Origin of the sequence: Candidatus Sphingomonas colombiensis (assembly GCA_029202845.1) — a bacterium.
GTDB classification, from domain to species: Bacteria; Pseudomonadota; Alphaproteobacteria; order Sphingomonadales; family Sphingomonadaceae; genus Sphingomonas; species Sphingomonas colombiensis.
This window is the reverse complement of record CP119315.1, coordinates 1,941,893-1,966,180: the sequence shown is the minus strand read 5'-3', so window position 1 is coordinate 1,966,180 and position 24,288 is coordinate 1,941,893. Positions and strand designations below refer to the sequence as shown.

Sequence of the window (24,288 nt, the reverse complement as noted above, 5' to 3'; positions counted from 1 at the left end):
CCGCGTAAGGCGTCGAGAGCCGACTCCCATAGGTCCTCTTTGCTCCAGCTACCGCATCGAATCGCCGTCGCATCCTCGATGCGCCAACTCCACTCGACACCTAACGATACTTCACCTTCGGGATGGCCCGTCGAACCATCTCGATTGGCTACAGGTCGCAGTTCGCCACACTCGATGAATATGGCAGACCCATAGCCACGCCAGACGTGACTTACGGGCAAGCCGATCAGCGACGCGGCAAAGGGGCTAAAGGCTTCGAGGGGTGTCATATACGCCGATCTTAGCCCGGCGCTGCTATGTCCGCTATTGGGGCGCAAGCCGCACTACCTCACCCCGCGCAGCAGCAACTTCACGCGCCCGATCACATCCACCTCTACGCCCGGCACCATAAGCGTCGCATAGGCGGGGTTGTCGCTGGCGATCGTCAACACGTCGCCTGATCGCGCGACGCGCTTTACGAGCAGGTCGTCGTCGCGGCGCAAGACGAAGATCGCGGCGGCGCGGCTCATGCGGCGGTCACCACCATCGACCACCAATCGATCACCGTCGAGGATCGTGGGCATCATCGAATCGCCGCGCGCCATGATGATCGAGGCTGTGCGCGGCGCTATTCCCGCCGTAGCCAGCGTTTCCGGTGCGAAGCGCTCGACGCGCAGGCGGCGCTCGCTCACCACGTCCGCGCCCGCCCCGGCCGCTGCCTCGACCGCCAGCCACGGCACTTCCACCAGCGCCTCTCCCGCCACCGAACCGCCCAGCAACCTTTCTTCCACACCGAAGAATGCCGCGAGGATTCGCCGATCCTCCTCCGCGAGCCGCTTGGGTGAACCACGCCCGACATATTGCTGAAGATAGGCGACATTGCGCCCAAGCATCACGGAGAGCGCGGCGAGGCTCGTGCCGCGCGCTTCCGCCAGCTGCATCAGCACGTCGCGGGGATTTTCGGACATGGCCTTGTTCTACTCGCAGGAAATTTCCTGGACAAGTTGGATTTTTTGCAGGAACAAATGAGGAACAACAGGAATCGGGAGTCGAACCGACATGACGCTGCTGACCAAGATCGATCGCTACCTTCGCCGAACCGGCATGCCACCGACCACGTTCGGCCGTCGCGCCGTGAACGATCCGCGACTGGTGGGCGACATCAGGCTGGGGCGGGTGCCGGGGCCGCAGGTATCCGCGCGGATCGACGCATTCATCACGGGAACGGACTGATGCGCGGACCGGGGGTGGCCGCATTGCTCGAACGCCGGCTGACGATCGCCGCGCAGGCAGCGGGCACGGCGATCGCGATCGCCGAAAGCCGCGGGACCGAATGGCATAGCGCCACCTTCTCGGGCATGCGGCACGAGATCATGGCGGAGGCAGCGACCTGCCCGATGCTCGATCGCTGGCTGGCTGAACTGGCGGAGGCGGAATTGCCGGTGGCGGGACATATCGTCGCCGATATCGCGATCGCGGGAATCGAGCGCGACGCCGCGCGCACGCGGTTCCGGCTGGAGGCGCTGACAGTCGCGAACGGGTGACGGAGGCGCGCTAGATCCCGCCGGCGACGGTGGGATGCCCGGCGTCGGCAAGCGCAGCGGCGAGATCGGCGACGCAGCGATCGACCTGTTCCTCGTCCGGCGAGCGGACGACGAAATTGGCGCCCGTTCGCCCTTCACGGAAAAAGGGATAGCTGCCGATCGCCACGCCCGCGTGGGCGCGCTCCATACGGCCGAGCAGATCGGCGACCTCGCTCTCCGCCACCCAGCAGCCGAGCGTGCCGCTCACCACCGGGCGACCGCCCTCCAGCGTGCCGGTCAGCGCGTCGAGCATTCCGGCGGTGATGTGCGGCACGCCGGCCATGATGAACACATTGCCGATGCGGATGCCCGGCGCGCCGGACATGCGATTTTCGATCAGGTCGGCGCCCTCGGGCACGCGCGCCATGCGCAGCCGCGCTTCGGTCGCGCCGCCGCGGGTGGCGTAATATCGCTCCAGCACCGCTACTGCCTTGGGATGGTGGACCACGTTCACGCCAAGCGCGGCGGCGATCGCATCGACCGTGATGTCGTCATGCGTCGGGCCGATCCCGCCGGTGGTGAAGAGATAATCGTTGCGCGCGCGCAGCGTGTTCACCGCCTCGCCGATCGCTTCCTCGCGATCGGCGACGACGCGCACCTCGGCCAGCCGGATACCCTGTACGTTGAGCCACAGCGCGATCTGCGCGACATTCTTGTCCTGCGTGCGACCGGAAAGAATCTCGTCGCCGATGACGACGAGCGCGGCGGTCCAGATACGTTCCTCAACCATGTGTTTCGGGTCATAGCCTCGCCAATCCGTGTTCGTCACGCTATATCCGGGGGCATGACCGAATACGTTACCGTAACCAGCGATGCGCCGCTCGGGCGCGATGGCGCGATCAAGCTGCACGGACGCGATGCGTTCGACGGCATGCACAAGGCCGGCCGCCTCGCCGCCGAAACGCTCGACATGATCGTGCCGCACATGGTGCCCGGCGTCACCACCGGCGAGATCGACCGGATGATCCACGATTTCATCCTGAGCAAAAGCGGCGTGCCCGCGACGCTTGGCTATCGCGGCTATACGCACAGCTCGTGCATCTCGATCAACCATGTCGTGTGCCACGGCATCCCCGGTGACAAGGCGCTGAAATCGGGCGATATCGTCAATGTCGACGTCACCCCGATCCTGGACGGCTGGCACGGCGATTCCAGCCGCATGTACCTGATCGGGGATGTGCCGCTGAAGGCAAAACGGCTGGTCGACGTAACCTATGAATGCCTGATGCTCGGGATCGAGCAGGCGAAACCCGGCAATCATCTGGGCGATGTCGCCCATGCGATCCAGCGGTTCGCCGAGGGGCATCGTTACGGCGTGGTGCGCGATTTCTGCGGCCACGGGCTCGGCCGCCTGTTCCACGATGCACCGGAAGTGATCCATGTCGGCCGCCCCGGCACCGGGCCGGAGCTGCGCCCTGGCATGATCTTCACGATCGAGCCGATGATCAACATCGGCCGCCCGGACGTGAAGCTGCTCGACGACGGCTGGACGGCGGTGACGCGCGATCGCTCGCTCTCGGCGCAGTTCGAGCATTCGATCGGCATCACAGAGGACGGGTGCGAGATCTTCACGCTGTCGCCGGCGGGGCTGGATCGGCCGCCTTACGCCTGAGGCGCGCTATCGGGGAGGATCGATGGGACGGATTACCATATCGACCTCTCCGCGCCTGAAGTTCGAGACCTGGGCCGCCGACGATTTCGACGATCTATTCGATCTCCACAGCGATCCCCGTGTACAAACCAGTTACGGCCCCAGCCCTGAAAAGTGGACGAAGGCCGGCATCCGCGCGCGCCTTGACGGCTATATTGGCGAGCAGCGCCTTCTCGGCCTGACGAAATGGAAGGTATCCCTGCTGGACGGAACCTTCATCGGCAGGGCGGGATGGTCTCCCTGGGGTCCGCAAACTCTTGAAATCGGTTATGCGTTCAAACCAGAATTCTGGAACTGCGGTTACGGGATCGAGGCCGCGCGGGCAGTCACCACATGGGCCGTCACCAATCGATCGAATGATCGGCTGGTCGGTTTCGCGCTGACGCACAACACCGCCTCGCGCCATATCCTTGAGCGGATCGGGATGTCGTTCGTGGACTATCGCGACATCGCCGGGGTTGAGAACGCTTATTACGAAATGTGACCTTGGCGGGCAGAAGGCGATCCGCTCAGCATCCTCCCCCACCCAGCCGATAGACGTGGATCATCCCGTCGGTGAAATATTTGTCCCCGCCGCCGTTGCGGTGCCAGCCGGGGGTGATGCGCGACGGCATCGCGTCGGCGAGCTGCGCGCCGTTCGTCCGTAGCAGCGCGCCGGCGGCGTCGCGTTCGTCGTCCACCTTGGGGCCGATGTGGTGGGTGATCTGTAGCGTGAACAGGCTCAGCCCCACGCCGCGATCGAATGTCGCCGCCGCCATCCAGTCGTTCGGGCCGACGCGCCAGAAGCGGATATGGTGGCGCTTGTCGGCGCTTTTTCCCTCGTCGCGCTGGAAGGCGAACTCCTGCTGCGCGTCTGCGACATAGAGCGGGCTGACCGGGGCCTGCGGATAGGGGCGACCGAACAGCACGCTCCCCGCGATGCCGAGGCCGGAGCGCAGATCGACCGGATCGGCCAGCGACCAGCCGGCGCGGCGGAACGCGCATTCGATCGCGCCGCGCTCCCCCTGCAAACGCAGGTTGATCGGATCGCCGGGAATGTCCTGCGCGGTATAAGAGACGATCTGATCGCGCTGGCCGATCAGTTTATGTTCGTGATGGCTCCACAGGCGCGGCAGCCCGCCATAAGCGAGCCCGATCCATAACGCCGGCAGCCCGAGCAGCATGAAGGCGGCGATCGTAGCCCAATGCCAGCGGCGCAGACGGCGTTTGCGGCGCGGTGGCCTGGTGGGATCGGGCGGAGCGTGGTCCATCCGCGGAAGCTGACTCGGTTTTCCTGCGCCGGCAATGAGTTTGCGCGAAATGCGCGACGATTAAACGTATCGACTTAATCCCCCTTCCCATCGCGTTCGTCCTGCGTCACCATCGCCGCCAACGACTCCAATAAAACCATGGGGCGGGGGAGAGGCTTATGCGGAACGGTTTAGCGCTGGTGACGATCGCAGCGCTGCTCGCATCGTGCAGCGGCAATAACCAGCCAGCCAAAAGCGACGCATCGGGGGTCGGCAAGGTCGACGGCCAGTTGCTCACCACCGGCGGCGACGGCAGCGACTGGGCGATGACCGGGTTCAATTACTCGGAACAGCGCTTCTCCCCCCTCACCCAGATCAACGCGGATAACGTCGGCAAGCTCGGCGTCGCGTGGTTCGCCGACATGCCGGACGCACGCGGGCAGGAAGCCACGCCGATCGTGATCGACGGCAAATTGTTCGTCACCGGCCCGTGGTCGAAGGTTTATGCCTATGACGCGGTGACCGGCAAACCGCTGTGGACCTATGACCCCAAGGTCGATCCGCAAAAGGGCGTGCAGGCATGCTGCGACGTGGTGAATCGCGGCGTGGCGGCGTGGAAGGGGCGGCTCTATCTCGGCACGCTCGACGGCAGGCTCGTCGCGCTGGACGCCGCGACCGGCAAGGAAGATTGGTCGGTCCAGACGACCGACAAGGCCAAGCCCTATACGATCACCGGCGCGCCGCGCGTGGTGAAGGATATGGTGCTGATCGGCAATGGCGGCGCGGAGTTCGGCGTGCGCGGCTATGTTACCGCTTATGATGCGGCGACCGGCGCGAAGAAGTGGCGTTTCTACACCGTCCCCAACCCGACCGGCGCGAAGGACAATGAGGCATCCGACGCGGCGATGGCAAAGGCCGCGCCGACCTGGTCCGCCAACGGCCAGTGGAAGCAATCCGGCGGCGGCGGCACGGTGTGGGATTCGATCGTCTATGACGCGGAGCTGGATCAGCTCTATCTCGGCGTCGGCAACGGCTCCCCATGGAATCACGGCCTCAGATCAGAAGGCCAGGGCGACAATCTGTTCCTCTCCTCGATCGTCGCGCTGAAGCCGGAAACCGGCGAATATCTGTGGCATTATCAGGAAACGCCCGCGGAAAGCTGGGATTTCACGGCGACCCAGCCGATCAACCTCGCGACCCTCAATATCGGTGGCCAGCAGCGCAAGGTGCTGATGCAGGCGCCGAAGAACGGCTTTTTCTACGTCATCGATCGCACGAACGGTAAGCTGATCAACGCCAGCCAGTTCATCCCCGGCGTCAATTGGGCGACGGGCTATGATATGAAGACGGGGCGGCCGATCGAGAATCCGGCGGCGCGCTATTACAAGACGGGCAAGCCGTTCCTCGCCGTGCCGTCCGCCATCGCCGCGCACAACTGGCAGCCGATGAGCTTCAACCCCACGGCGGGGCTGGCCTATATCCCGGCGCAGATCGTCGGTGCGGGCTATATGGCGAGCAGTGACCCGCTCGATCAGGCAAAACCGATCGGGTTCAACGTCGGCGAGAATCTCGGCGCCTTGATGTATCCGCGCGACCCCGCGACGATCAAGGCGGCGACGGCGGGCGCGACCGGGCTGCTGGTCGCGTGGGATCCGGTCGCGAACAAGCCGCGCTGGACGGTGAAATATCCGACGCCGTGGAATGGCGGCACGATGACCACTGCCGGCAACCTGGTCTTCCAAGGCACGGCTCTTGGCGAATTCCGCGCTTATGCCGCCGATACGGGCAAGCAATTGCTCGCCTATCCGGTCGGCACCGGGATCATGGCGGGGGCCGCGACATATATGGTCGGGGGCACGCAATATGTCGCGGTGCTTGCCGGGCGCGGCGGCGCGCTGCCGCTGTCGATCGGCTATGCGATCGGCAAGGCCGCGGATGTGCCTAATCACCCGCGACTGATCGTATTCAAGCTCGACGGCAAGGTCGCTCTGCCCGCCACCACCCCGCCCGATACCGCGGCGGTAACGCTCCCCGCGGCAAGCGGCACCCCGGAACAGGTCGCGCAGGGCCGCGCGCTGTTCGGCCGTTATTGCCAGGTGTGTCATGGCGCCTCGGCGGGCGGCGGCGGCGTGCTGCCCAATCTGCAACGCTCCGGCGCGCTGGGCAGTGCGGAAAGCTGGAAGTCGATCGTGATCGATGGCGCGCTCAAGGATCAGGGCATGGTCAGCTTCACCAAGGTGATGACGCCCGATCAGGCGCAACTCATCCGCCTCTACGTGATCGACGAAGCGCATTGGGCGCAGAAAAATCTGAACACCGGCGGCGCGGCCCCCATCGCGCCCGCCAGGTGATCGGAGGCAGCGGCGCGCTCCCCCTCTTTGCGCGTCGCTGCCTCCGAAAATGGCAGTTCCTGCCTGTGTGCCCAATAGTTAGGCAGTAACTATTGCTTCCGCGGTGACGAGTCGCCGCCTTGCCCTTCGCGCGCCCGACTGGCACGTTCAATGCAATGCCGTTCACACACGGTGTGGCTTTTCAAAATTGGGGTGGGCGTTTTCGCGTGAAGAAGATCGAAGCGATCATCAAGCCGTTCAAACTCGATGAGGTGAAGGAGGCGCTCCACGAAGTGGGGGTGTCGGGCATTACCGTCACCGAGGCGAAGGGCTTTGGCCGGCAAAAGGGCCATACCGAACTTTATCGCGGCGCCGAATATGTCGTCGACTTCCTGCCGAAAGTGAAGCTGGAGGTCGTCGTCGAAGACAGCCTCGTCGAGCGTGTCGTGGAGGCGGTGGCGCAAGCCGCGCAGACCGGGCGGATCGGCGACGGAAAGATCTTCGTCATCCCGGTCGAAACCGCACTGCGCATCCGCACCGGGGAGCGCGACGACGACGCGATCTGATCCACCGCATCATATTGTGAACCTCCGCCGGTGCCGCAGGCCCGGCGATATTTACTGACGAAGGGCATTCTATCATGGCGACTACTGCCAGCGACGTTCTGAAGCGCATCAAAGAAGAGGAGATCGAATGGGTCGACCTCCGCTTCACCGATCCCAAGGGCAAGTGGCAGCACCTGACGATGTGCGCCGGCGTGCTGGGCGAGGATGAGCTGACCGACGGCCTGATGTTCGACGGCTCGTCGATCGCCGGATGGAAGGCGATCAACGAATCCGACATGACGCTGAAGCCCGATCTGGACGCGGTCTATACCGATCCGTTCTCGGCCACGCCGATGCTGATCATGATCTGCGACATCGTGGAACCGGCGACCGGCGAGCTTTACTCGCGCGATCCGCGCTCCACCGCCAAGCGCGCCGAAGCCTATGTGAAGACGCTCGGCATCGGCGACACGGTATATGTCGGCCCGGAAGCCGAATTTTTCATGTTCGACGACGTGCGCTTCGAGAACAGCTATTCGTCGAGCTATTACAAGATCGACGACATCGAGCTGCCGGGCAACACCGGCCGCGAATATGAAGGCGGCAATCTGGGCCACCGTCCGCGCGCCAAGGGCGGATATTTCCCGGTCGCGCCGGTCGATTCGGCCGTCGACATCCGTGGCGAGATGGTCTCGACCATGATCGAAATGGGCCTGCCGTGCGACAAGCATCACCATGAGGTGGCCGCCGCGCAGCATGAGCTGGGCCTGATGTACGGCACGCTGACCACCACGGCGGATCGGATGCAGATCTACAAGTATGTCGTACATCAGGTCGCGCATGCTTATGGCAAGTCCGCGACATTCATGCCCAAGCCGATCAAGGAAGATAACGGCTCGGGGATGCACACCCACTTCTCGATCTGGCAGGGCAGCAACCCGCTGTTCGCCGGCAACGGCTATGCCGGCCTTAGCGATATGTGCCTGTATTTCATCGGCGGCGTGATCAAGCACGCCAAGGCGCTGAACGCCTTCACCAACCCGTCGACCAACAGCTACAAGCGGCTGGTGCCGGGCTATGAGGCGCCGGTGCTGCTGGCTTATTCGAGCCGCAACCGCTCCGCTTCGTGCCGCATCCCTTACGGCGCGGGCGCCAAGGCGAAGCGCGTCGAGCTGCGCTTCCCGGACGCGCTGGCCAATCCGTATCTCGCTTATGCCGCGCTGCTGATGGCCGGGCTGGACGGCATCCAGAACAAGATCCACCCCGGCGAGGCGATGGACAAGAACCTCTATGATCTGCCGCCGGCCGAGCTGGCGCAGGTGCCGACCGTTTGCGCTTCGCTCCGAGAGGCGCTTGACTCGCTCAGCACCGATTATGAGTTCCTGCTCAAGGGCGACGTCTTCTCCAAGGATCAGATCGATTCCTATATCGAGCTGAAGCACGAGGAAGTGGCGCGCTGGGAAATGACCCCGAGCCCGGTCGAATACGATATGTATTACAGCGGGTAAGGTGCGACCGCGCCGGCGCCGGTCCGCGCAGTGGGCATCCACTGTCGGCCGGCGTGGCGACAACCGACGGCGCGGCTTTGCCGCGCCGTTTGCGTTTTGGGGCACGCGAACTCGTTGCCGCCGCGCCTGAGTGTTGCACTCACCGCTCGGCGCAATGGGCGACAGGCTCGACATGACGCGAGCCAGTGAAGCGTGCGGGGACTCCCCCCCCCCCCCGCTCCGCTTTACCGATAGTTAGCCGGATCAGGCGTGGGTGCCCTGCAGGCGGCGTTGTTGCCGTGGTGGCACGCATCGACCTCCCTGCGCCAATCTGCCATCGCATCGGCGTAGGCGCGTTCCTGGCGAGCATAGCGCGCATCATCGCGCGCGACCTGCCGGTGCTGCGCGCGCCGCGCCTGGCGATAGGCCAGGATATCAGCCGCATATTGCGCCGAATCCGCCTGCTGCATATCCGCCTGCGTGGCGGCCTGGGTATTCGACTGGTCGAGCACCTGACGGTTCGCGGCATCGACGGCCGGCCGCCCGGCAGCATCGATCGCCTCCGTCCGCGGGCTATCCTTATCGTACCCGCGATCATAGGGCAGCGGCGCATGCGGCGCGTTCGGGTCCGGCGCCTGCGTGTTCTGGGCGACCACCGGCACGGCGACGGCCAGCGTTGCTCCGGCGATCAGCAACGGAAGAATGCGCATCGAAAATCTCCTCATGCGATGCGATTCAACCGATCGCGCCGATGCCGGGTTCCCGCCGCGCGATTCTTCAGAACGAGAAGCTGGCCCGCGCCGTCAGCCGATCTCCGCTGTTGCGCGCATCGGCATAAGGCGAAACGATCGTGCGATCGATATTGGTGCCCGAATAATCCAGCCCGAGCGTCAGCGGCCCGGTGATGCGCCGCACGCCGACCAGCCAATCACTGTAATTCCCGCCGGGCCGCAGCCGTGCCGCGCGCAGCGGATCGTCGATCGAGCCCGACGAATGGCCGATACTGGCGTTGAAGGTGTAGGGCGTCGCCGGCAGCCCGAACTGCGCACGCGCCGAAACGTAGAGATTGTCCCCACCGATCGCGCTTTGCGACGGGGCGTAGCGCGCGTCGGCCCCGATCTGCGCCGGCCCGAGCTGATAGCTCAAGCCCACCCCGCCCTCGACATAATCCATATTCCCGCGCGCACCGGTGAAGAGATGCGCCATCACGAAACCGTCGCCGCGAAATCCCATGCCGAGATCCATGCCATAGCCGACCGACGCATCGATCACCGCATCCGCCCCGCCGGCGCGCGGGCTATCGCGCAAGCCCGTGACGCGCGCGCCGATATCGAAGCCCGACGGCAGCTGGAGCGACAGCGACGCGGACGGCGCGAGCTTTCCCTCACTCCAGCTGATGCCGCGCCGCCGCTCATCGGTGGCGACATCGACCGAGCCGTCCACCGACACCTGCGCGGCGGCGGGCAGCGCGGCGCAGGCGAAAAGCGTGGCGGCAAGGATTTCGGCGTAGCGCATGTCAATTCCCAGGGTGGTCGTTGGTTTCGTTGAGTTGAGCGACCAGAATCTCGCGGTCTCGCGCCGCCACGTCAATCATATGCGCGCGCAGCCGGTCGGCCCATCGTGCCGCCTCACCCTTGATCGCCGGGCTCGCGCTGTCGCACCAGCCAGCGTGACGCCCGGTGAGCGGCGGCGCCTCCACCACGATGTCGCGCGCGAGCATGTGTCCGGCCGGATGCCGCGCCTCGCGCCGGACGACCATCCGTGCGGTCCAGTCGCAACGCAATGTGGTCGCCCGGCCCGGCGCGCTTGCCGTGCCGATCTGCCGCTGCTCCATTTCGACCGTACCGTGATAGATCGCATCGATCGCATCGCCGCGATGATCGACCCGCGCGCGATGCAGCTCGATCGCCCCGCTTCCACCGAGCAACAGCCCGGCCACCAGCAACAATGTCATTTCCTGTCTCCTGTACTGCTCATTCAGGGTCGGGATGGTGACACGAAGGGAGGCGTTCAACCGAAGGCGCGGTCGCGCAACAATTCCTCACAGGCCGGTCATAGGATTTATCGATCGCGTGAAGGTCGACAAAGCCATCGCCGCGCGGCACGGTCGACCCGACATTCAGGGGGTTCCGCCGCATGATTATCCGTCCCGCGCTCGCCACGCTCGCGCTGTTGCTCGCCACCGCCGCGACGAGCCCTGCCGAGCAAAAGATGCGCGCGACGGTGACGGCAGACGCGCCGCGCAACGAGGCGCTGCTCGAACGGCTGGTGAAGCAGAATTCGGGCACGCTCAACCTGCCGGGCGTAACGGCAGTGGGCGAAATGATGCGCTGTGAACTGGCGGCGCTCGGCTTCGATGTACAGTGGATCGACATGCGCGCCACCGGCCGCGCCGGCCATATCGTCGCGACGCACACGGGCAACGGGCGCGGCAAGCGCATCCTGTTGATCGGCCACCTCGATACCGTGTTCGAACCCTCCAGCCCGTTCACCGGCTTCCGGCGCGAGGGCGGCCGCGCGATCGGGCCGGGTGTGGGCGACGACAAGGGCGGGCTGGTGGTGATCATCGCGGCATTGCGCGCAATGCAAGCGGCGGGCACGCTGAAGAACGCCGATATCAAGGTGGTGCTGACCGGCGACGAAGAACGCACCGGCGCACCGCAGGACGCGGCGCGGCGCGACCTGATCGATGCGGGCAAATGGGCCGATGTCGCGCTGGAATATGAAAATGTCGCGACCGAGAACGGCACCGATTACGCCACCGTCGCACGGCGCGGATCGCTGACCTGGGAGATCGTCGCGAATGGCAAGACGGGCCATTCGAGCGGGGTGTTCGGCAGCGCGCTCGGTTATGGCGCGATCTACGAGCTGGCGCGCATCCTCGACACGTTCCGCCGCGAGCTGCCCGAAAAGAACCTGACCTATAATGTCGGCGTGATGGCCGGTGGCACCCCGGCGGCGATGGACACGGCGGGCGTCGTCGCGACGGGCACGGGCAAGCCCAATATCGTCGCATCCGATGCGGTGGCGCGTGGTGATCTGCGCGCGCTCACCCCGGAACAGGAAGCGCGGGTGCGTGGGCGGATGCAGGAAATCGTCGCGCAGCATCTGCCGGGAACCACCGCGACGATCGGCTTCTTCGAAGGATATCCGACGATGCCGCCGACCAGCGCCAATCGCGCGCTGCTGGGCGAACTTAATCGCGTCAACCGCGAGTTCGGCCTGCCCGAAATGCCGGAATATGATCCGTCACGCCGGGGCGCGGCGGATTCGAGCTTCGTTGCGGCGGACGCAGTGACGATGGGCGGATTGGGCGCGTCGGGCGGCAATTCGCATGCAGACGGGGAGTGGATCGACCTCGCCAGCCTGCCGCGCCAGGCGCTGCGCAGTGCCGCGCTGATCAGCCGGCTCGCCGCGCAGCCGCGTGCCGCTCACCCCTTGAAGCGATAGCCGACGACGACCCCGCACAGGAACACGACGAGCAACGCAATGCTCACCCGGCCGTGCGGGTCTTCCCAGCCGAAATAGTCACCGCCGAACGCGAAAAGCGCGACGAACAGCGCGGTGGCGATACCTGAGATCATACAACGACCCTCGCTCCCACGCGGGCCACCATCGCATAACAAGGTTAATTTTCGGCAACCGCGATCGTGACGGCGCGATCGACTTTAACAGCGCGAGGTTGCGGGGCGTCGCGCGCTACGGCATAGGCGCGGACATGAAGCTCCGCATCCATGTGACGCTGAAGCCCGGCGTGCTCGATCCGCAGGGCAAGGCGATTGAACACGCCCTTGCCGGCCTTGGCTTTTCCGGAATCAACGACGCCCGCGTCGGCAAGTTGATCGAGCTGGATGTCGCCGATTCGACCGATGATTCGGCGATCGATGCGATGTGCCGGCAGCTCCTCGCCAATACGGTGATCGAAAATTATCGCATCGAACATCTGGAGCCTGCGAAGTGAAAACCGCGGTCATCGTCTTTCCGGGATCGAATTGCGACCGTGACATCGCGGTCGCGCTGGAAGCGGTGACCGGGCGCAAGCCGGAAATGGTGTGGCATCGCGAAAGCGAGCTGCCCGATGGCGTTGGCCTTGTCGCGCTGCCCGGCGGCTTCTCCTATGGAGATTATCTGCGTTCCGGCGCGATGGCCGCGCGCTCGCCGATCATGCGCGCGATATCCGATGTGGCGGCGAAGGGCATGCCGGTGCTCGGCATCTGCAACGGCTTTCAGGTGTTGACCGAGGCCGGGCTGCTGCCCGGTGCGCTGATGCGCAACGCCGGGCTGAACTTCGTGTGCCGCGACGTCGCTCTAACGGTGGAGAATGCGCAATCGGCGTTCACCAGCCGCTATGCCGCCGGTGAGCGCATCCTGATTCCGGTGGCGCATCATGATGGCAATTACTTCGCCGATGCCGCGACGCTCGACCGGCTGGAGGGCGAAGGCCGCGTGGCGTTCCGTTATGCCGAAAACGTCAACGGCAGCGCGCGCTCGATCGCGGGCGTGCTCAATGATGCCGGCAATGTGCTGGGCATGATGCCGCACCCTGAACGCCGCATCGAGGATGCGCATGGTGGGGACGAAGGCCGCCGCCTGTTCGAAGGCCTGCTGGAGCTGGTAGCCTAACCGCTTTCGCCGTTCCCCGGCCCAACGCCGGGGCGCCCCCCTGTCAGGCCAGGAATTTCGCGCAAGGCATGCGCGATGGTCGCGGGAGAGCAGCCAGCCTCCCGCCCCCCATCAGTCGCCTTTGACCTTCGCCGGGCCGAGATCACCCAGCCCGACCGTCCCGCTCGCCATGGCCAGCATTGCGTCGAGGCTCTTCTTCGCGCCCAGCCGCAATTCCTCGTCCATCTCGATGCGTGGCTCCAGATCGCGGAGCGCGATGTAGAGCTTCTCCATCGTGTTGAGCGCCATATACGGGCAGATGTTGCAGTTGCAGTTGCCGTCCGCGCCGGGCGCACCGATGAAATTCTTGCCCGGCAGCGCCTTTTCCATCTGATGGATGATGTGCGGCTCGGTCGCGACGATCAGCGTGTCGCCGGGGAAGGACTTGGCATATTCGAGGATGCCGCTGGTCGAGCCGACATAATCGGCATGATCGAGGATCACCGCCGGGCACTCGGGATGCGCCGCGATCGGCGCGCTGGGATGCTCCGCCTTCAGCTTGAGTAGTTCCGTCTCGCTGAACGCCTCATGCACGATGCACACACCGGGCCACAGAATCAGATCCCGCCCGGTCTTGCGCGCGAGATAGCCGCCGAGATTGCGATCGGGGCCAAAGATGATCGGCTGATCCTTCGGAATCTGCGACAGAATCTTTTCCGCAGAGGACGAGGTGACGATCACGTCCGACAGCGCCTTCACCGCCGCCGAGCAATTGATGTAGGTCAGCGCGATCGCATCCGGGTGCTGCGCACGGAATGCCGCGAATTGCTCGGGCGGGCAGCTATCCTCAAGGCTGCAACCGGCGTCCATATCGGGCAGCACGACGATCTTGTCAGGCGACAGGATCTTCGCCGTCTCCGCCATGAAACGCACGCCGCAAAAAGCGATCACATCGGCATCGGTCGCCTGTGCCTTGCGGCTCAGATCGAGGCTGTCGCCGACGAAATCGGCGAGATCCTGAATTTCCGGCTTCTGATAATAATGCGCCAGGATGACTGCGTTCCGCTCCTTGCGGAGTCGTTCGATCTCGGCGCGCAAATCCAGGCCGCGCAAATTGGTAGGCTGCTCCATATATCGTCAGATGGACTGCCCGGCGCGCGCAATCAAGGGAAGTGCGGTGCGAAGCTGCGGTTTGCGCCCGGCATCCCGGCGATCACCTCGCGCGTCACCGTTTCGCCAAGGGCGCTGAACGCCAGCGCCTGAGACACAAGATGCGTGCTGAGTATCGCCGCGACCGCGCACAGCCATGCCGGGTGCACGCTGCGCAGGCGAATCCAATCGGCGACAATGCCCGCGACGATAAACAACAGCGGCGCCGCCACCGCGGCGATCGGCCAGGACCATGGGATCATGAACGGCATCGGCAGCAGGCGGCCAAAACCGGGCCCGGTAAGGATCGCCATCGCGGAGAACATCAGCCGCCGGTGCCATGGGGTACGCCGCCGCATCGCGATCGCTGTCGCCACCAGCCCGGCGAAACAGAGTATCGCGATCGGGTTACCGAACAGGAATTCGCGCGCGTCGAAAAAAGGCGGCGCGATATTCATCCGCACCACGTAAACGGTGATCGCGGTGCCCATCGCGACCATCGCGGGCACCCACAGCACGGCCATCCAGCCGAGCGTGCGGTGGACCCGAACCGACCCCAGTTCGATCAGCACATTCTGCGTCAGATACAGCGCGACCCACCCGAAGAAGATGAACGCGTGGACATGAAAGATGAGTGGCAGCCCGAAGCTGGATCGCCCAAGCGCCAGATTGACCGCAAAGCCGGCGACGATGACCGCGGCCATCAGGAACGCACCGATCAGGAAGAAGCGATCGCGCCCCTTCCTTGCCGTCATGGAATCAGCAAGCACCGCCATCGTCGGTCTCCCCTGAACCGCTCCCGCATGGGAAGAAACATACCGCAATCGCAACGATCACTCAACGCCGGTTGCCGAGCACTTCCTCCAGGCTGCGGCTGACGTCCCAGCGTTCCCCGTCGCGCACCGGATCATCGGCGAAGCGCACGTTGACGATCGCGTCTATTCCGGCCGCTTTCAATGGCATGGCAAAACTGCGCTCCACCGCGCGGCGCGTCGCATCTTTCGCCATGTTCATCATCGGTGCCGCGCGTGCCTGCCGCAACAGCTCCGCCTGCCCCGCGCTGCGGTTCGCCGAATCGAGCGACTCGCGCGCGGGCGTAAGCGCCATCAGCACCCCGCCCGAGCCATAGCTGCGGATCGCATCGAGATCGATCGCCGGCGGCGTCACCTCGACAGCCGGCAACCGCACGGACAGCGTTTTCGTGGCGGCGTCCCATGCCACGTTGCGCTGCGAGAGGCGGCCGAGATCGACCTCATAGCGAACCATCCCCGGCATGATCGTGGTCCGTTCCGCGCTCAACCCGAATTGCGATTGTTTCGACGTCACGACCGCCACGAAGCGCGCCGCGAACGCGGAGAGGCGGTTCTGCTCGCGCAGCCCCGACAGGCTGGCGCTGGCGATCGTGGTCGGATCGGGGGTGAGGCGCGAAGTGACATAGCGCTGCGCCAGCCACCAGCCGCCGCCAGCAAGCAGGAGCAGGATCGCAAGCGCCGCGAGGAAATCGACCGCGAACGGCCTTACGCGACGTTCCGCCATACCCCCGCTTCCGAAGCGACCAGCCCACGCTGTTCGAGATCGACGAGATGCGCCAGCACGGATTGCTCGGCCGCGCCGAACAGGCGCCGGTCGATCCCGACATACATTTTCTCGACCATCGCCGGCACCGCGCTCGCGCCGTTGCCGAGCAGCCGCAGAATCTGACCCTCGCGCTGTTTGCGGTGGCCGAGCAGCCCGCGCACCAGCCGCTGCGGCTTTTCCACCGCCTCGCCATGGCCGGGGTAGTAAACCCGATCGTCGCGGTTCATCAGCTTTTCGAGGCTGGCCATATAGGCGCTCATGTCGCCATCCGGTGGCGAGACGACGCTGGTAGACCAGCCCATCACATGATCGCCCGAGAACAGCGCCTTTGTCTCCAGCAGCGCGAAGGCGAGATGATTGGAGGTGTGGCCCGGCGTCGCGATCGTTTCCAGCGTCCAGCCTTCGCCCGCGACGCGGTCGCCCTCCGCCAGTACGCGATCAGGGGCGTAATGCGCGTCGAATGCCGCATCCGCGCGCGGGACCTCGCTCGACACATGGAATGGCGCGGCACCGACGATCGGCGCGCCGGTTTCCGCCTTCAGCCGGATCGCGGCGGGCGAATGATCGCGGTGGTGATGGGTGATGACGATCGCGCGGACCGGCCGCCCGGCGATCGCGGCGATCAACGCCGCGTGGTGCGCCTCGTCCTCCGGGCCCGGATCGATCACCGCGAGATCATGGGTGCCGACGATATGCGTCTGCGTGCCGGTGAAGGTATAGGGCGACGGATTGGGCGCAAGAACCCGCGTAACGAGCGGTTCGAGCGCGATCGCGATGCCGGTCGGTGGCTCGTCCATCCGCGCGAGATGGCGGCTGAACGCCCGTATGGCAAGGGAAAGCGGCATGAAACGGCCGGCCCCAACCTTATTCGGTGGCGACCGGCCGACCGGCTCCTCCCCCGGTTCGATCAATCCCTGTCCGGATCTTCCCGCGACATTTCCGCGATGCTGCGATCCAGCTCCGCCAGCGTTTCACGACGCGCATCTTCGGGCATGTTGCGTTTCGCCGCGATCGAGGCGCGGGCGGCGCGCATCCCGGCGATAGCACTGGCCATCGCCTGCCGCTTGATCGCCACCGTATCGACCGCGGCCATCTGCGTCGCAATCGCCGCGCGGCGCTCCCCTTCCGCTCCTGCCCGCGCGATACGGTCATTGCAGATCACGACGGTGCGATGGCCATTTTCGTGGCCGCGCATCGTCATCCGCGCATCGCGCCCGCCTTCACCGCAATCGCGCGACACAACGGTCGGCACGGATGCCATGGCGCGCGAGACGCGGCGATCGATCTCCTCGCGAGACGGCGGCGCGGGTGGAGCGGGTGGAGCGGTTGGAGCGGGCGGCGCCTGCACCATGTCGGGCGACGGCGGAACGGGGGGCTGCGGCGGGAGCGGGGCCGGATGGTCGGCCATATAGGCGTCCGCGTCCGCCCCTTCATAAACCTGCGTCCCGCCATCACGGTGGATCACCACGCGACGCTTGCCCTCACCCGCGATCGGCGCGGCGGGCATCGACAGCTCGGGCGGCGGACGCAGCAGCGAGGCCAGCTGGATCGCGTCGATATCGACCCCGGTGACACGCTCCATGCCGGCGCGCATTTTCGCGGCGGCGGCGGTGCCGGTGGCGGTAAGGCCTAGCGCGGCGGCGCCCAGTGCAGCGATGCTGACCGTGCCGGCAACGATCCGGGCGCGGGTGGCGGGTGTGGAAAGCATGCGCAATCTCCCCTTGAGATCATCGACCGTGTGCAAATGGCAGGCGGCGGCGATCGCCCCGCCGTGCGCCGCCTTGACGATGGCGCAGGCGTAGGCGTGCCGCTCGGCGGGATTGCGCCCGGCGAGGACGCGCGCGTCGTTCGCCATCTCCTGATCGGCGCGGAAAGCGCGGAAGGCGAACCACGCCACCGGATTGAACCAGTGCAGCCCCAGGACCGCGAGCGCGACCCAATTGGCGATCAGATCGCCGCGCGCATGATGGCCAAGCTCGTGCGCCAGCGCCAGTTCGCGCTCGCTCTCGTCATAACGGCCAGCGAAATCGCGCGGAAAGGCGACGAAACGCCGCATGATGCCGAAAGCGAGCGGGCCGGATGCCGCCGGGCTGGAAACGATCGTGACGCTGCCGATCGTGTCGAGCGGAGTCGCGGCCGCGAGCAACCGGCGGCGAAAACGAACATAAGCTGCGAATTGCCAGCCGATGAAGCCCAGCGCGCCGACACTCCACAGGATCACGGCCGCGCCACCAATCATCGCGCCGAGATCGGGGGCCGTCGACGCATCGACGCCCGCGGCCGGCAGGATCATCCACGACACCTGGCGGCCCATATCGCCCAGCGGCGCGGCGATCGGCGGCACCACCCCGTCACGCAATGTCGCAGGGAGCGGCGGGAGCACCAGCCGCAGCACGGGAAGCAGCCACAGCGCATAAGCCACCGGGGCGCCGAACGCGCGGCGCACGGGAACGCGGATCGCCAGCACCAGCGCGATCAGCGCGGCCGAAGCGATCAGCGCTTCCACCGCCCAGCCGATCATTGCTTCAGCGCCTTCAGCAGCGCCTCGATCTCGGCGATATCCTGCGCGGAAAGTTCGTCGCGCTCGGCAAGATGCGCGACCAGCGGCGTAAGCTTGCCGCCGAACAGCCGATCGATCAGCCGCCGCGATTCACCGGAAACATAGTCGCCGCGCTGGACGGCGGGGCGATAAAGATAACGCCGGCCGTCTTCCTCGTGCGAAACCGCGCTCTTGGCGAGCAGCCGGCCGAGCAGGGTCTTGACGGTATTGACGCTCCAGCCGCGATCGGGGCCGACACGCTCGGCCACCTCCTGCGCGGTGAGCGGGGAATCATCCCACAACACCTCCATCACGGCATGTTCGGCATCGCTGATCCGCTCGGCCACGACTCGGCACCCTCCTATCGACTACGGTTGTAATTACATCGATTACGCTTGTGGTCAATAGCGAAAGGACGATCCGGCTCATCTCGTTTCGACCGGCCGGGGCGCAATTGCCAATGGCCGATCGGCCGTTAAGCTGCCGCCTTCGGGATCAAGAAGGGGGCAGATATGAGGTCAGTCGCGCTAGCCATATTGCTGGTGGCCGCTCCGGCAACGGCGCGGGCGGCCGAGGCGCCCCTACCCGGGCTGGAAGCCGCGCTGGCCTACCCCTTCCCCACCGCGCTGATCGCCGCGGAACGCGCGGATCGCATCGCCTGGATCAGCGTGGTGAAAGGCGTGCGCAACGTCTGGACCGCCACCGGCCCGGACTATCGCGCACGGGCGCTGACCGGCGCGCTCGCGGACGACGGGCAGGAATTGACCGGGCTGATGCTTTCCCCCGATGGCACGCGAGCGATCTGGGTGCGCGGCGGCGATCATGACTCCAATTGGCCGATCGACTGGGAGCCCAATCCTGCCGACAGCCCGGATGCGGTCACGCTGGAAATCTGGTCCGCCGCCACAGGCGGCGGCGTGCCAGTGAAGATCGCCGAGGGCGACACGCCGGCGATCTCCGCCAAAGGACGCGTCGCCTTCATCAAAAGCGGCAAGGTGTGGAGCGTCGACGGCGCCGGGAAGGAAAAACCGAAGCAGCTTATCGCTGATCGCGGCAAGGCGTCCGCGCTCGCCTGGTCGCCAGACGGAACGCGGCTCGCCTTCGTCTCGGGGCGGGGCGACCATAGCTTCGTCGGCATATGGTCCGGCGCGGACAAGCCGATCGTCTGGCTGGCCCCGGCGACTGGCTTCGATGGTGCGCCGGTGTGGTCTCCGGATGGGCAGCGTGTCGCCTTCACCCGGCTTCCCGGCAATGGCGGCGCGCCCGAACCGATGCTGACCGAAACACCGCTCCCCTGGTCGATCGTCGTCGCCGATGCGACGAGCGGCGACGGCAAAGTGGTGTGGCAAAGCCCGCGCACTCTAGAAGGCTCCTATCCCGACTCGATCGCCGATGGCGCGGCATTGATGTGGGGCGCACATGATCGCCTGGTATTCCGCGCCGAACTGGACGGTTGGCCGCATCTCTATTCGATGCCAGCGGCGGGCGGTCAGCCATTGCTGCTGACACCGGGCAATTTCATGGTCGAGCACACCACCATGTCGCGCGATCGCGCGACGCTGTTCTATGACGCCAATACCGGCACGGCGGCCGAGGACGACGATCGCCGCCACATATTCCGCGTGCCGATCGACCGTGCGGAGCCGGTGGCGATGACACGGGGCGATGGGCTGGAGTGGACGCCAGTGGCCGTCGGGGGCGATCGTATCGCCTTTGTCGCGGCGGGAGCGACCCGCGCCGCAGAGGTGCGGATGAGCAGCGGGGCCGGGAACGGCACACTCGTCGGGGCCTCATCGGCCGGATACGCACCACCGATGGTCGCGCCGAAGCGCGTCGTCTTCAAGGCGGCAGATGGACTTGTCGTCCATGGGCAGTTGTTCGAGCCGGCAGGCGGCAAGGCCAAGCATCCGGCGATCGTTTTCGTCCACGGCGGGCCGATGCGGCAGATGCTGCTGGGCTTCCCCTATATGGATTATTACGCCCACAGCTATGCGGTGAACCAATATCTGGCATCACGCGGCTTCGTGGTGCTCTCGGTCAATTATCGGCTGGGCATCGGTTATGGTCGCGCATTCCAGCACCCTGACAAGGCCAGCTTCCGTGGCGCGTCCGAATATCGCGACGTTCAGGCCGGCGCGAAATATCTGCAATCGCTGAGCAACGTGAACCCCGATCGGATCGGCATCTGGGGCGGCTCCTATGGCGGCTATCTGACCGCGCTGGCGCTCGCGCGGGACAGCGCGACGTTCAAGGCCGGGGTCGATCTGCACGGCGTGCACGACTGGTCACGCCTGATCGCGGAGGAAGGCAAACCCGTCGAACGCCATGAAAAGGGCGATTGGGAGGCAACGCTCAAGACCGCCTTCGAAAGCTCGCCGATCGCCGATGTCGCGCGCTGGAAATCGCCCGTGCTGCTGATCCATGGCGATGACGACCGGAACGTGCGTTTCAACCAGACGATCGATCTGGCGCGGCGGCTGGACAATGCCGGGGTCCGCTATGAGCAGTTGATCCTGCCAAACGAAATCCACGGCTTCCTGCGCTATGCGGATTGGTTGAAGGCCGACACCGCGACCGTGCGCTTCTTCGAAACGGAGCTGAAGGATAAATAGGCCGGCGGGCGCAGGTGGCACGGGCTCCCACCATGCTGTTCTGTCGTAAATTTTTACAGTTCGGGCATCGCGACTTTGCGCGTTAACCACTGTTCCGATGGATTTCCGTGCCCTTCGCCTTTTGGCACGCGTGCTGCATCGTGAATGGCGCACCGAGCGTTAAAGTCAAAACGCTTCAGCAGGGCGGGTGCGTCGCTACTTCGATCTCGCGACGCCCCGCCCTCACCCGGTCACTCAGCCTTGGCAGCGCTTTCGAACAATTCGGCCAGCTCGCCGGATTCGTACATCTCCATCATGATGTCCGATCCGCCGACGAATTCGCCGCCGACATAGAGCTGCGGAATGGTCGGCCAATCCGAATAGGCCTTGATCCCCTGACGGATGCCCTGATCCTGCAACACGTCGACGCTTTCGAACTCGACGTTCAGATGCTGGAGGATTGCCACCGCGCGGCTGGAAAAGCCGCATTGCGGGAAAAGCGGGCTGCCCTTCATGAACAGCACCACCTGATTATTCTTCACTACCGCATCGATGCGGGCCTGGACGTCGTCGGTCATCGCCTGTTCCTCAACATATATTGGCCGTTATTTCGGAACGGCGGTGGTAAGCTGCAAGGCGTGGAGCACGCCGCCCATGCGGCCACCGAGCGCGGCATAGACCGCCTGGTGCTGCTTCACGCGCGATAGCCCCGCGAACGACGCGCTGACGACGCGCGCCGCATAATGATCGCCATCGCCCGCGAGATCGGTGATCTCCACGTCTGCATCCGGAATTCCCTCGCGGATCAGCGTGGCGATGTCATCCGCCGCCATCGGCATGTTATTGCGCTTCCATCAACTGGCGGCGCGCCTCGATCATCTGCTCCTCCAGCGCGCGGCGCACGGCGGCCTCGTCGATATCGACGCCAGCGGCGGTGAGATCGCCGAGCAGCTTGCGCACCACATCGTCGTCGCCCGCCTCTTCCAGATCGGCGTGGATCACCGTCTTGCCATAGGAATCCGCCTCCGCCGGGGTGAGCTTCATCAACCCCGCCGCCCATTGGCCGAGCAGGCGATTGCGCCGCGCGATGATGCGGAAGGCCATTTCCTCGTCACGCGCGAACTTGTTTTCAAAAGCGCGCTCGCGATCGTCGAAGGTGGTCATGTCTGCTCCCAATAAATCAGAGCCCTCGAGATAGAGAGGGAGCAGCCCATGCGCAACGTCGGGGCGGCGACGCGTCGGAGTCCGTTTGGAAATACGCGAGGGAGCATATTTCGCGGCGCCGACCCGCGGGAACGAACGTTTCAGTCCGCGACGCGGACCACCAGCTTGCCGATCGCCTGACGTCCACCCAACCGGGCGATCGCGTCGCCGCCCTTTTCCAGCGGAAAGACCTCGGTGATCTTCGGCGCGATCTTGCCCGCCGCCCACAGATCGAACAACTGCCCGATATTGGCGCGGTTGCGCGCCGGCTCCCGCGCCGCGAACGCACCCCAGAACACACCGCATATGTCGCAGCTCTTGAGCAACGTCAGGTTGAGCGGCAGCTTCGGGATGCCGGCGGGGAAACCGATCACCAGATAGCGCCCCTCCCACGCCATCGAGCGCAGCGCCGGTTCGGCATAATCGCCGCCGACCGCATCATAGACGAGATCGAAGCCGTTCGGAGCGGCCTTCGCTTTGAACGCGTCGGCCAGCGCCTTGGATTCATCCTTGGAGAACGGCCCCCGGCCATAGACGATCACGTCGTCGGCCCCGGCATCGCGCACCGCCTGCGCCTTTTCCTCCGACGATACCGCGCCGACGACGCGCGCGCCGAACGCCTTGCCCAATTCCACCGCCGCAAGGCCAACGCCGCCGGCCGCGCCGAGCACCAGCAGCGTTTCGCCCGGCTTGATATGGCCGCGATCGATCAGCGCGTGGATCGTCGTGCCATAAGTGAGCAACATCGAGGCGCCTTCCTCGAAGCTGCGTGCCGCCGGCAGCGCATAGAGCCCCGCCTCGCGGATCACGACCTTCTCGCTGAGGCCACCCATACCGGTATTGCCCATCACGCGATCGCCAGGCTTGAACGTGGTCACGCCCTCGCCGATCGCTTCGACGACCCCGGAAATCTCGCCCCCCGGCGCGAACGGCCGCGGCGGCTTGAACTGATATTTGTCCTCGATCACGAGCACGTCGGGGAAGTTGATCGCGCAGGCCTTCACCGCGACCAGCACTTCGCCCGGGCCGGGCGTGGGATCGGGCAGTTCACCGACTGTCAGAGTTTCCGGTCCGCCGATCGCGGTGGACAATAATGCGCGCATTTCCGCTTCCTCTCTCCGCCAGCGCGCGACCCATCACGGGATCGCGCGGCGTTTTCGAATTGACGGTATCGTCTTGCAGCGCGCGGCGTGGCGCGTCCAGAGGGTTTGAGGAATCGTGCGCCGCGTCAGGCCGCGCGGCGGCTCACCCATGGACGGCCGGCATCGATTTCCGCCTCATATCGACCGATCGCGGCGTCGCGCTCCATCGTCAGGCCGATCTCGTCCAGCCCGTGCATCAGGCATTCGCGGCGGAACGGATCGAGCGAGAATGCGAACCGATCCTGATAAGGCGTCGTCACCGTCATGCTTTCCAGATCGACGGTAACGGGATCGGTCTTCGCCGCCTCCAGCAGCCGATCGATCGCTTCCTGCGGCAACACCACCGTGACGATGCCGTTCTTGAACGCATTGCCGGAGAAGATGTCGGAAAAGCTCGGCGCGATCACCGCCTTGATGCCCAGATCGTTGAGCGCCCAGGCGGCATGTTCGCGGCTGGAGCCGCAACCGAAATTGTCGCCTGCGATCAGGATCGCAGCTCCGGCATAAGCCGGATCGTCGAACACATTGCCCGGCACCGCGCGCACCGTTTCGAACGCGCCACGGCCAAGGCCGGCGCGGGTGATCGTCTTCAGCCAGTGCGCCGGAATGATCACATCGGTATCGACGTTCTTCTGGCCCCATGGATAGGCGCGGCCGGAAACGCTCGTCACGGCTTCCAT

29 protein-coding genes are annotated in these 24,288 nt (G+C 65.4%); 11 read left to right on the top strand and 18 right to left on the bottom strand.

Annotated features, from left to right (window positions below; translation table 11 throughout):
* Positions 1-323: 323 nt before the first annotated feature.
* A complete protein-coding gene (locus P0Y64_09440) occupies positions 324-947 on the bottom strand; it encodes a S24 family peptidase (GenBank protein ID WEK41661.1) in 624 nt (207 codons plus the stop codon).
* A gap of 91 nt (positions 948-1,038) precedes the next feature.
* Between P0Y64_09440 and P0Y64_09435 the strand changes: the two genes are divergently transcribed.
* Both P0Y64_09435 and P0Y64_09430 read left to right on the top strand, forming a co-directional pair.
* Positions 1,039-1,212, top strand: a complete 174-nt coding sequence (locus P0Y64_09435) for a hypothetical protein (protein ID WEK41660.1) — start codon at positions 1,039-1,041, stop codon at positions 1,210-1,212.
* Positions 1,212-1,523, top strand: a complete 312-nt coding sequence (locus tag P0Y64_09430) for a hypothetical protein (GenBank protein ID WEK41659.1) — start codon at positions 1,212-1,214, stop codon at positions 1,521-1,523. Before P0Y64_09435 ends, P0Y64_09430 begins: the two co-directional genes overlap by 1 nt.
* Positions 1,524-1,533: 10 nt before the next feature.
* Here P0Y64_09430 and P0Y64_09425 read toward each other — a convergent pair whose 3' ends face one another.
* Positions 1,534-2,292: a molybdopterin-binding protein gene (locus P0Y64_09425; GenBank protein ID WEK45020.1), complete on the bottom strand. Its 759-nt coding sequence runs from the start codon at positions 2,290-2,292 to the stop codon at positions 1,534-1,536.
* Positions 2,293-2,346: 54 nt separating this feature from the next.
* On the opposite strand from P0Y64_09425, the gene map reads away from it, so the two are divergent.
* Positions 2,347-3,174, top strand: a complete 828-nt coding sequence (gene map, locus P0Y64_09420; protein WEK41658.1) for a type I methionyl aminopeptidase — start codon at positions 2,347-2,349, stop codon at positions 3,172-3,174.
* Between the two features lie 22 nt (positions 3,175-3,196).
* Positions 3,197-3,697 (top strand): GNAT family N-acetyltransferase, encoded by a 501-nt coding sequence (locus tag P0Y64_09415; protein WEK41657.1) that lies wholly within the window; start codon positions 3,197-3,199, stop codon positions 3,695-3,697.
* A gap of 25 nt (positions 3,698-3,722) precedes the next feature.
* Here P0Y64_09415 and P0Y64_09410 read toward each other — a convergent pair whose 3' ends face one another.
* On the bottom strand, positions 3,723-4,463 hold the full coding sequence (locus P0Y64_09410) for an LssY C-terminal domain-containing protein (GenBank protein WEK41656.1): 741 nt from the start codon (positions 4,461-4,463) through the stop codon (positions 3,723-3,725).
* 158 nt (positions 4,464-4,621) lie between these two features.
* Here P0Y64_09410 and P0Y64_09405 point away from each other — a divergent pair, with 158 nt between their 5' ends.
* The 3 genes from P0Y64_09405 (at position 4,622) to glnA (ending at position 8,825) form a co-directional block, all read left to right on the top strand.
* Positions 4,622-6,793, top strand: a complete 2,172-nt coding sequence (locus tag P0Y64_09405) for a PQQ-dependent dehydrogenase, methanol/ethanol family (protein ID WEK41655.1) — start codon at positions 4,622-4,624, stop codon at positions 6,791-6,793.
* A gap of 206 nt (positions 6,794-6,999) precedes the next feature.
* Positions 7,000-7,338, top strand: coding sequence for a P-II family nitrogen regulator (locus P0Y64_09400; protein ID WEK41654.1), 339 nt, complete (start codon positions 7,000-7,002; stop codon positions 7,336-7,338).
* Positions 7,339-7,412: 74 nt separating this feature from the next.
* Entirely contained in the window at positions 7,413-8,825 is a 1,413-nt protein-coding gene (glnA, locus tag P0Y64_09395; GenBank protein ID WEK41653.1) for a type I glutamate--ammonia ligase, read from the top strand.
* 224 nt (positions 8,826-9,049) lie between these two features.
* On the opposite strand, the gene P0Y64_09390 is transcribed toward glnA, so the two are convergent.
* From P0Y64_09390 to P0Y64_09380, 3 genes are all read right to left on the bottom strand, one after another.
* Positions 9,050-9,514, bottom strand: a complete 465-nt coding sequence (locus P0Y64_09390) for a hypothetical protein (GenBank protein WEK41652.1) — start codon at positions 9,512-9,514, stop codon at positions 9,050-9,052.
* 67 nt (positions 9,515-9,581) lie between these two features.
* A complete protein-coding gene (locus P0Y64_09385) occupies positions 9,582-10,319 on the bottom strand; it encodes a TorF family putative porin (protein WEK41651.1) in 738 nt (245 codons plus the stop codon).
* A 1-nt stretch (position 10,320) separates the two neighbouring features.
* Positions 10,321-10,758, bottom strand: a complete 438-nt coding sequence (locus tag P0Y64_09380) for a hypothetical protein (GenBank protein ID WEK41650.1) — start codon at positions 10,756-10,758, stop codon at positions 10,321-10,323.
* Positions 10,759-10,940: 182 nt separating this feature from the next.
* Here P0Y64_09380 and P0Y64_09375 point away from each other — a divergent pair, with 182 nt between their 5' ends.
* Positions 10,941-12,254, top strand: a complete 1,314-nt coding sequence (locus tag P0Y64_09375; protein WEK41649.1) for a M20/M25/M40 family metallo-hydrolase — start codon at positions 10,941-10,943, stop codon at positions 12,252-12,254.
* On the opposite strand, the gene P0Y64_09370 is transcribed toward P0Y64_09375, so the two are convergent.
* On the bottom strand, positions 12,236-12,388 hold the full coding sequence (locus P0Y64_09370) for a hypothetical protein (protein WEK41648.1): 153 nt from the start codon (positions 12,386-12,388) through the stop codon (positions 12,236-12,238). The two genes, P0Y64_09375 and P0Y64_09370, sit on opposite strands and share 19 nt — an antisense overlap.
* 134 nt (positions 12,389-12,522) lie before the next feature.
* On the opposite strand from P0Y64_09370, the gene purS reads away from it, so the two are divergent.
* Both purS and purQ read left to right on the top strand, forming a co-directional pair.
* Entirely contained in the window at positions 12,523-12,765 is a 243-nt protein-coding gene (purS, locus tag P0Y64_09365; GenBank protein ID WEK41647.1) for a phosphoribosylformylglycinamidine synthase subunit PurS, read from the top strand.
* Complete coding sequence (purQ, locus tag P0Y64_09360; GenBank protein ID WEK41646.1) at positions 12,762-13,427, top strand: phosphoribosylformylglycinamidine synthase subunit PurQ; 666 nt, start codon at positions 12,762-12,764, stop codon at positions 13,425-13,427. Before purS ends, purQ begins: the two co-directional genes overlap by 4 nt.
* Before the next feature lie 111 nt (positions 13,428-13,538).
* On the opposite strand, the gene nadA is transcribed toward purQ, so the two are convergent.
* From nadA to P0Y64_09330, 6 genes are all read right to left on the bottom strand, one after another.
* Positions 13,539-14,537: a quinolinate synthase NadA gene (nadA, locus tag P0Y64_09355; GenBank protein ID WEK41645.1), complete on the bottom strand. Its 999-nt coding sequence runs from the start codon at positions 14,535-14,537 to the stop codon at positions 13,539-13,541.
* 32 nt (positions 14,538-14,569) lie between these two features.
* Entirely contained in the window at positions 14,570-15,331 is a 762-nt protein-coding gene (locus P0Y64_09350) for a hypothetical protein (protein ID WEK41644.1), read from the bottom strand.
* A gap of 61 nt (positions 15,332-15,392) precedes the next feature.
* Positions 15,393-16,091, bottom strand: coding sequence for a DUF4230 domain-containing protein (locus P0Y64_09345; GenBank protein ID WEK41643.1), 699 nt, complete (start codon positions 16,089-16,091; stop codon positions 15,393-15,395).
* Positions 16,073-16,930 (bottom strand): MBL fold metallo-hydrolase, encoded by an 858-nt coding sequence (locus P0Y64_09340; GenBank protein WEK45019.1) that lies wholly within the window; start codon positions 16,928-16,930, stop codon positions 16,073-16,075. The genes P0Y64_09345 and P0Y64_09340 overlap by 19 nt, the downstream gene beginning before the upstream one ends.
* A gap of 110 nt (positions 16,931-17,040) precedes the next feature.
* Positions 17,041-18,654, bottom strand: a complete 1,614-nt coding sequence (locus tag P0Y64_09335; GenBank protein ID WEK41642.1) for a M56 family metallopeptidase — start codon at positions 18,652-18,654, stop codon at positions 17,041-17,043.
* Positions 18,651-19,019, bottom strand: coding sequence for a BlaI/MecI/CopY family transcriptional regulator (locus P0Y64_09330; protein WEK41641.1), 369 nt, complete (start codon positions 19,017-19,019; stop codon positions 18,651-18,653). Before P0Y64_09330 ends, P0Y64_09335 begins: the two co-directional genes overlap by 4 nt.
* Before the next feature lie 165 nt (positions 19,020-19,184).
* Between P0Y64_09330 and P0Y64_09325 the strand changes: the two genes are divergently transcribed.
* Positions 19,185-21,284 carry a prolyl oligopeptidase family serine peptidase gene (locus P0Y64_09325; GenBank protein ID WEK41640.1) on the top strand — a complete coding sequence of 700 codons (2,100 nt, stop codon included), beginning with the start codon at positions 19,185-19,187 and terminating at the stop codon, positions 21,282-21,284.
* A 230-nt stretch (positions 21,285-21,514) separates the two neighbouring features.
* Here the strand turns inward: P0Y64_09325 and grxD are convergent, their stop codons facing one another.
* The 5 genes from grxD to leuD form a co-directional block, all read right to left on the bottom strand.
* Positions 21,515-21,841 (bottom strand): Grx4 family monothiol glutaredoxin, encoded by a 327-nt coding sequence (grxD, locus tag P0Y64_09320; GenBank protein WEK41639.1) that lies wholly within the window; start codon positions 21,839-21,841, stop codon positions 21,515-21,517.
* A gap of 27 nt (positions 21,842-21,868) precedes the next feature.
* Positions 21,869-22,102 (bottom strand): BolA family transcriptional regulator, encoded by a 234-nt coding sequence (locus tag P0Y64_09315; GenBank protein ID WEK41638.1) that lies wholly within the window; start codon positions 22,100-22,102, stop codon positions 21,869-21,871.
* 1 nt (position 22,103) lies between these two features.
* Entirely contained in the window at positions 22,104-22,427 is a 324-nt protein-coding gene (locus tag P0Y64_09310; GenBank protein ID WEK41637.1) for a DUF1476 domain-containing protein, read from the bottom strand.
* 140 nt (positions 22,428-22,567) lie between these two features.
* Positions 22,568-23,569 (bottom strand): NADPH:quinone oxidoreductase family protein, encoded by a 1,002-nt coding sequence (locus tag P0Y64_09305; GenBank protein ID WEK41636.1) that lies wholly within the window; start codon positions 23,567-23,569, stop codon positions 22,568-22,570.
* Positions 23,570-23,694: 125 nt separating this feature from the next.
* Positions 23,695-24,288 (bottom strand): 3-isopropylmalate dehydratase small subunit, encoded by a 594-nt coding sequence (gene leuD, locus P0Y64_09300; GenBank protein ID WEK41635.1) that lies wholly within the window; start codon positions 24,286-24,288, stop codon positions 23,695-23,697.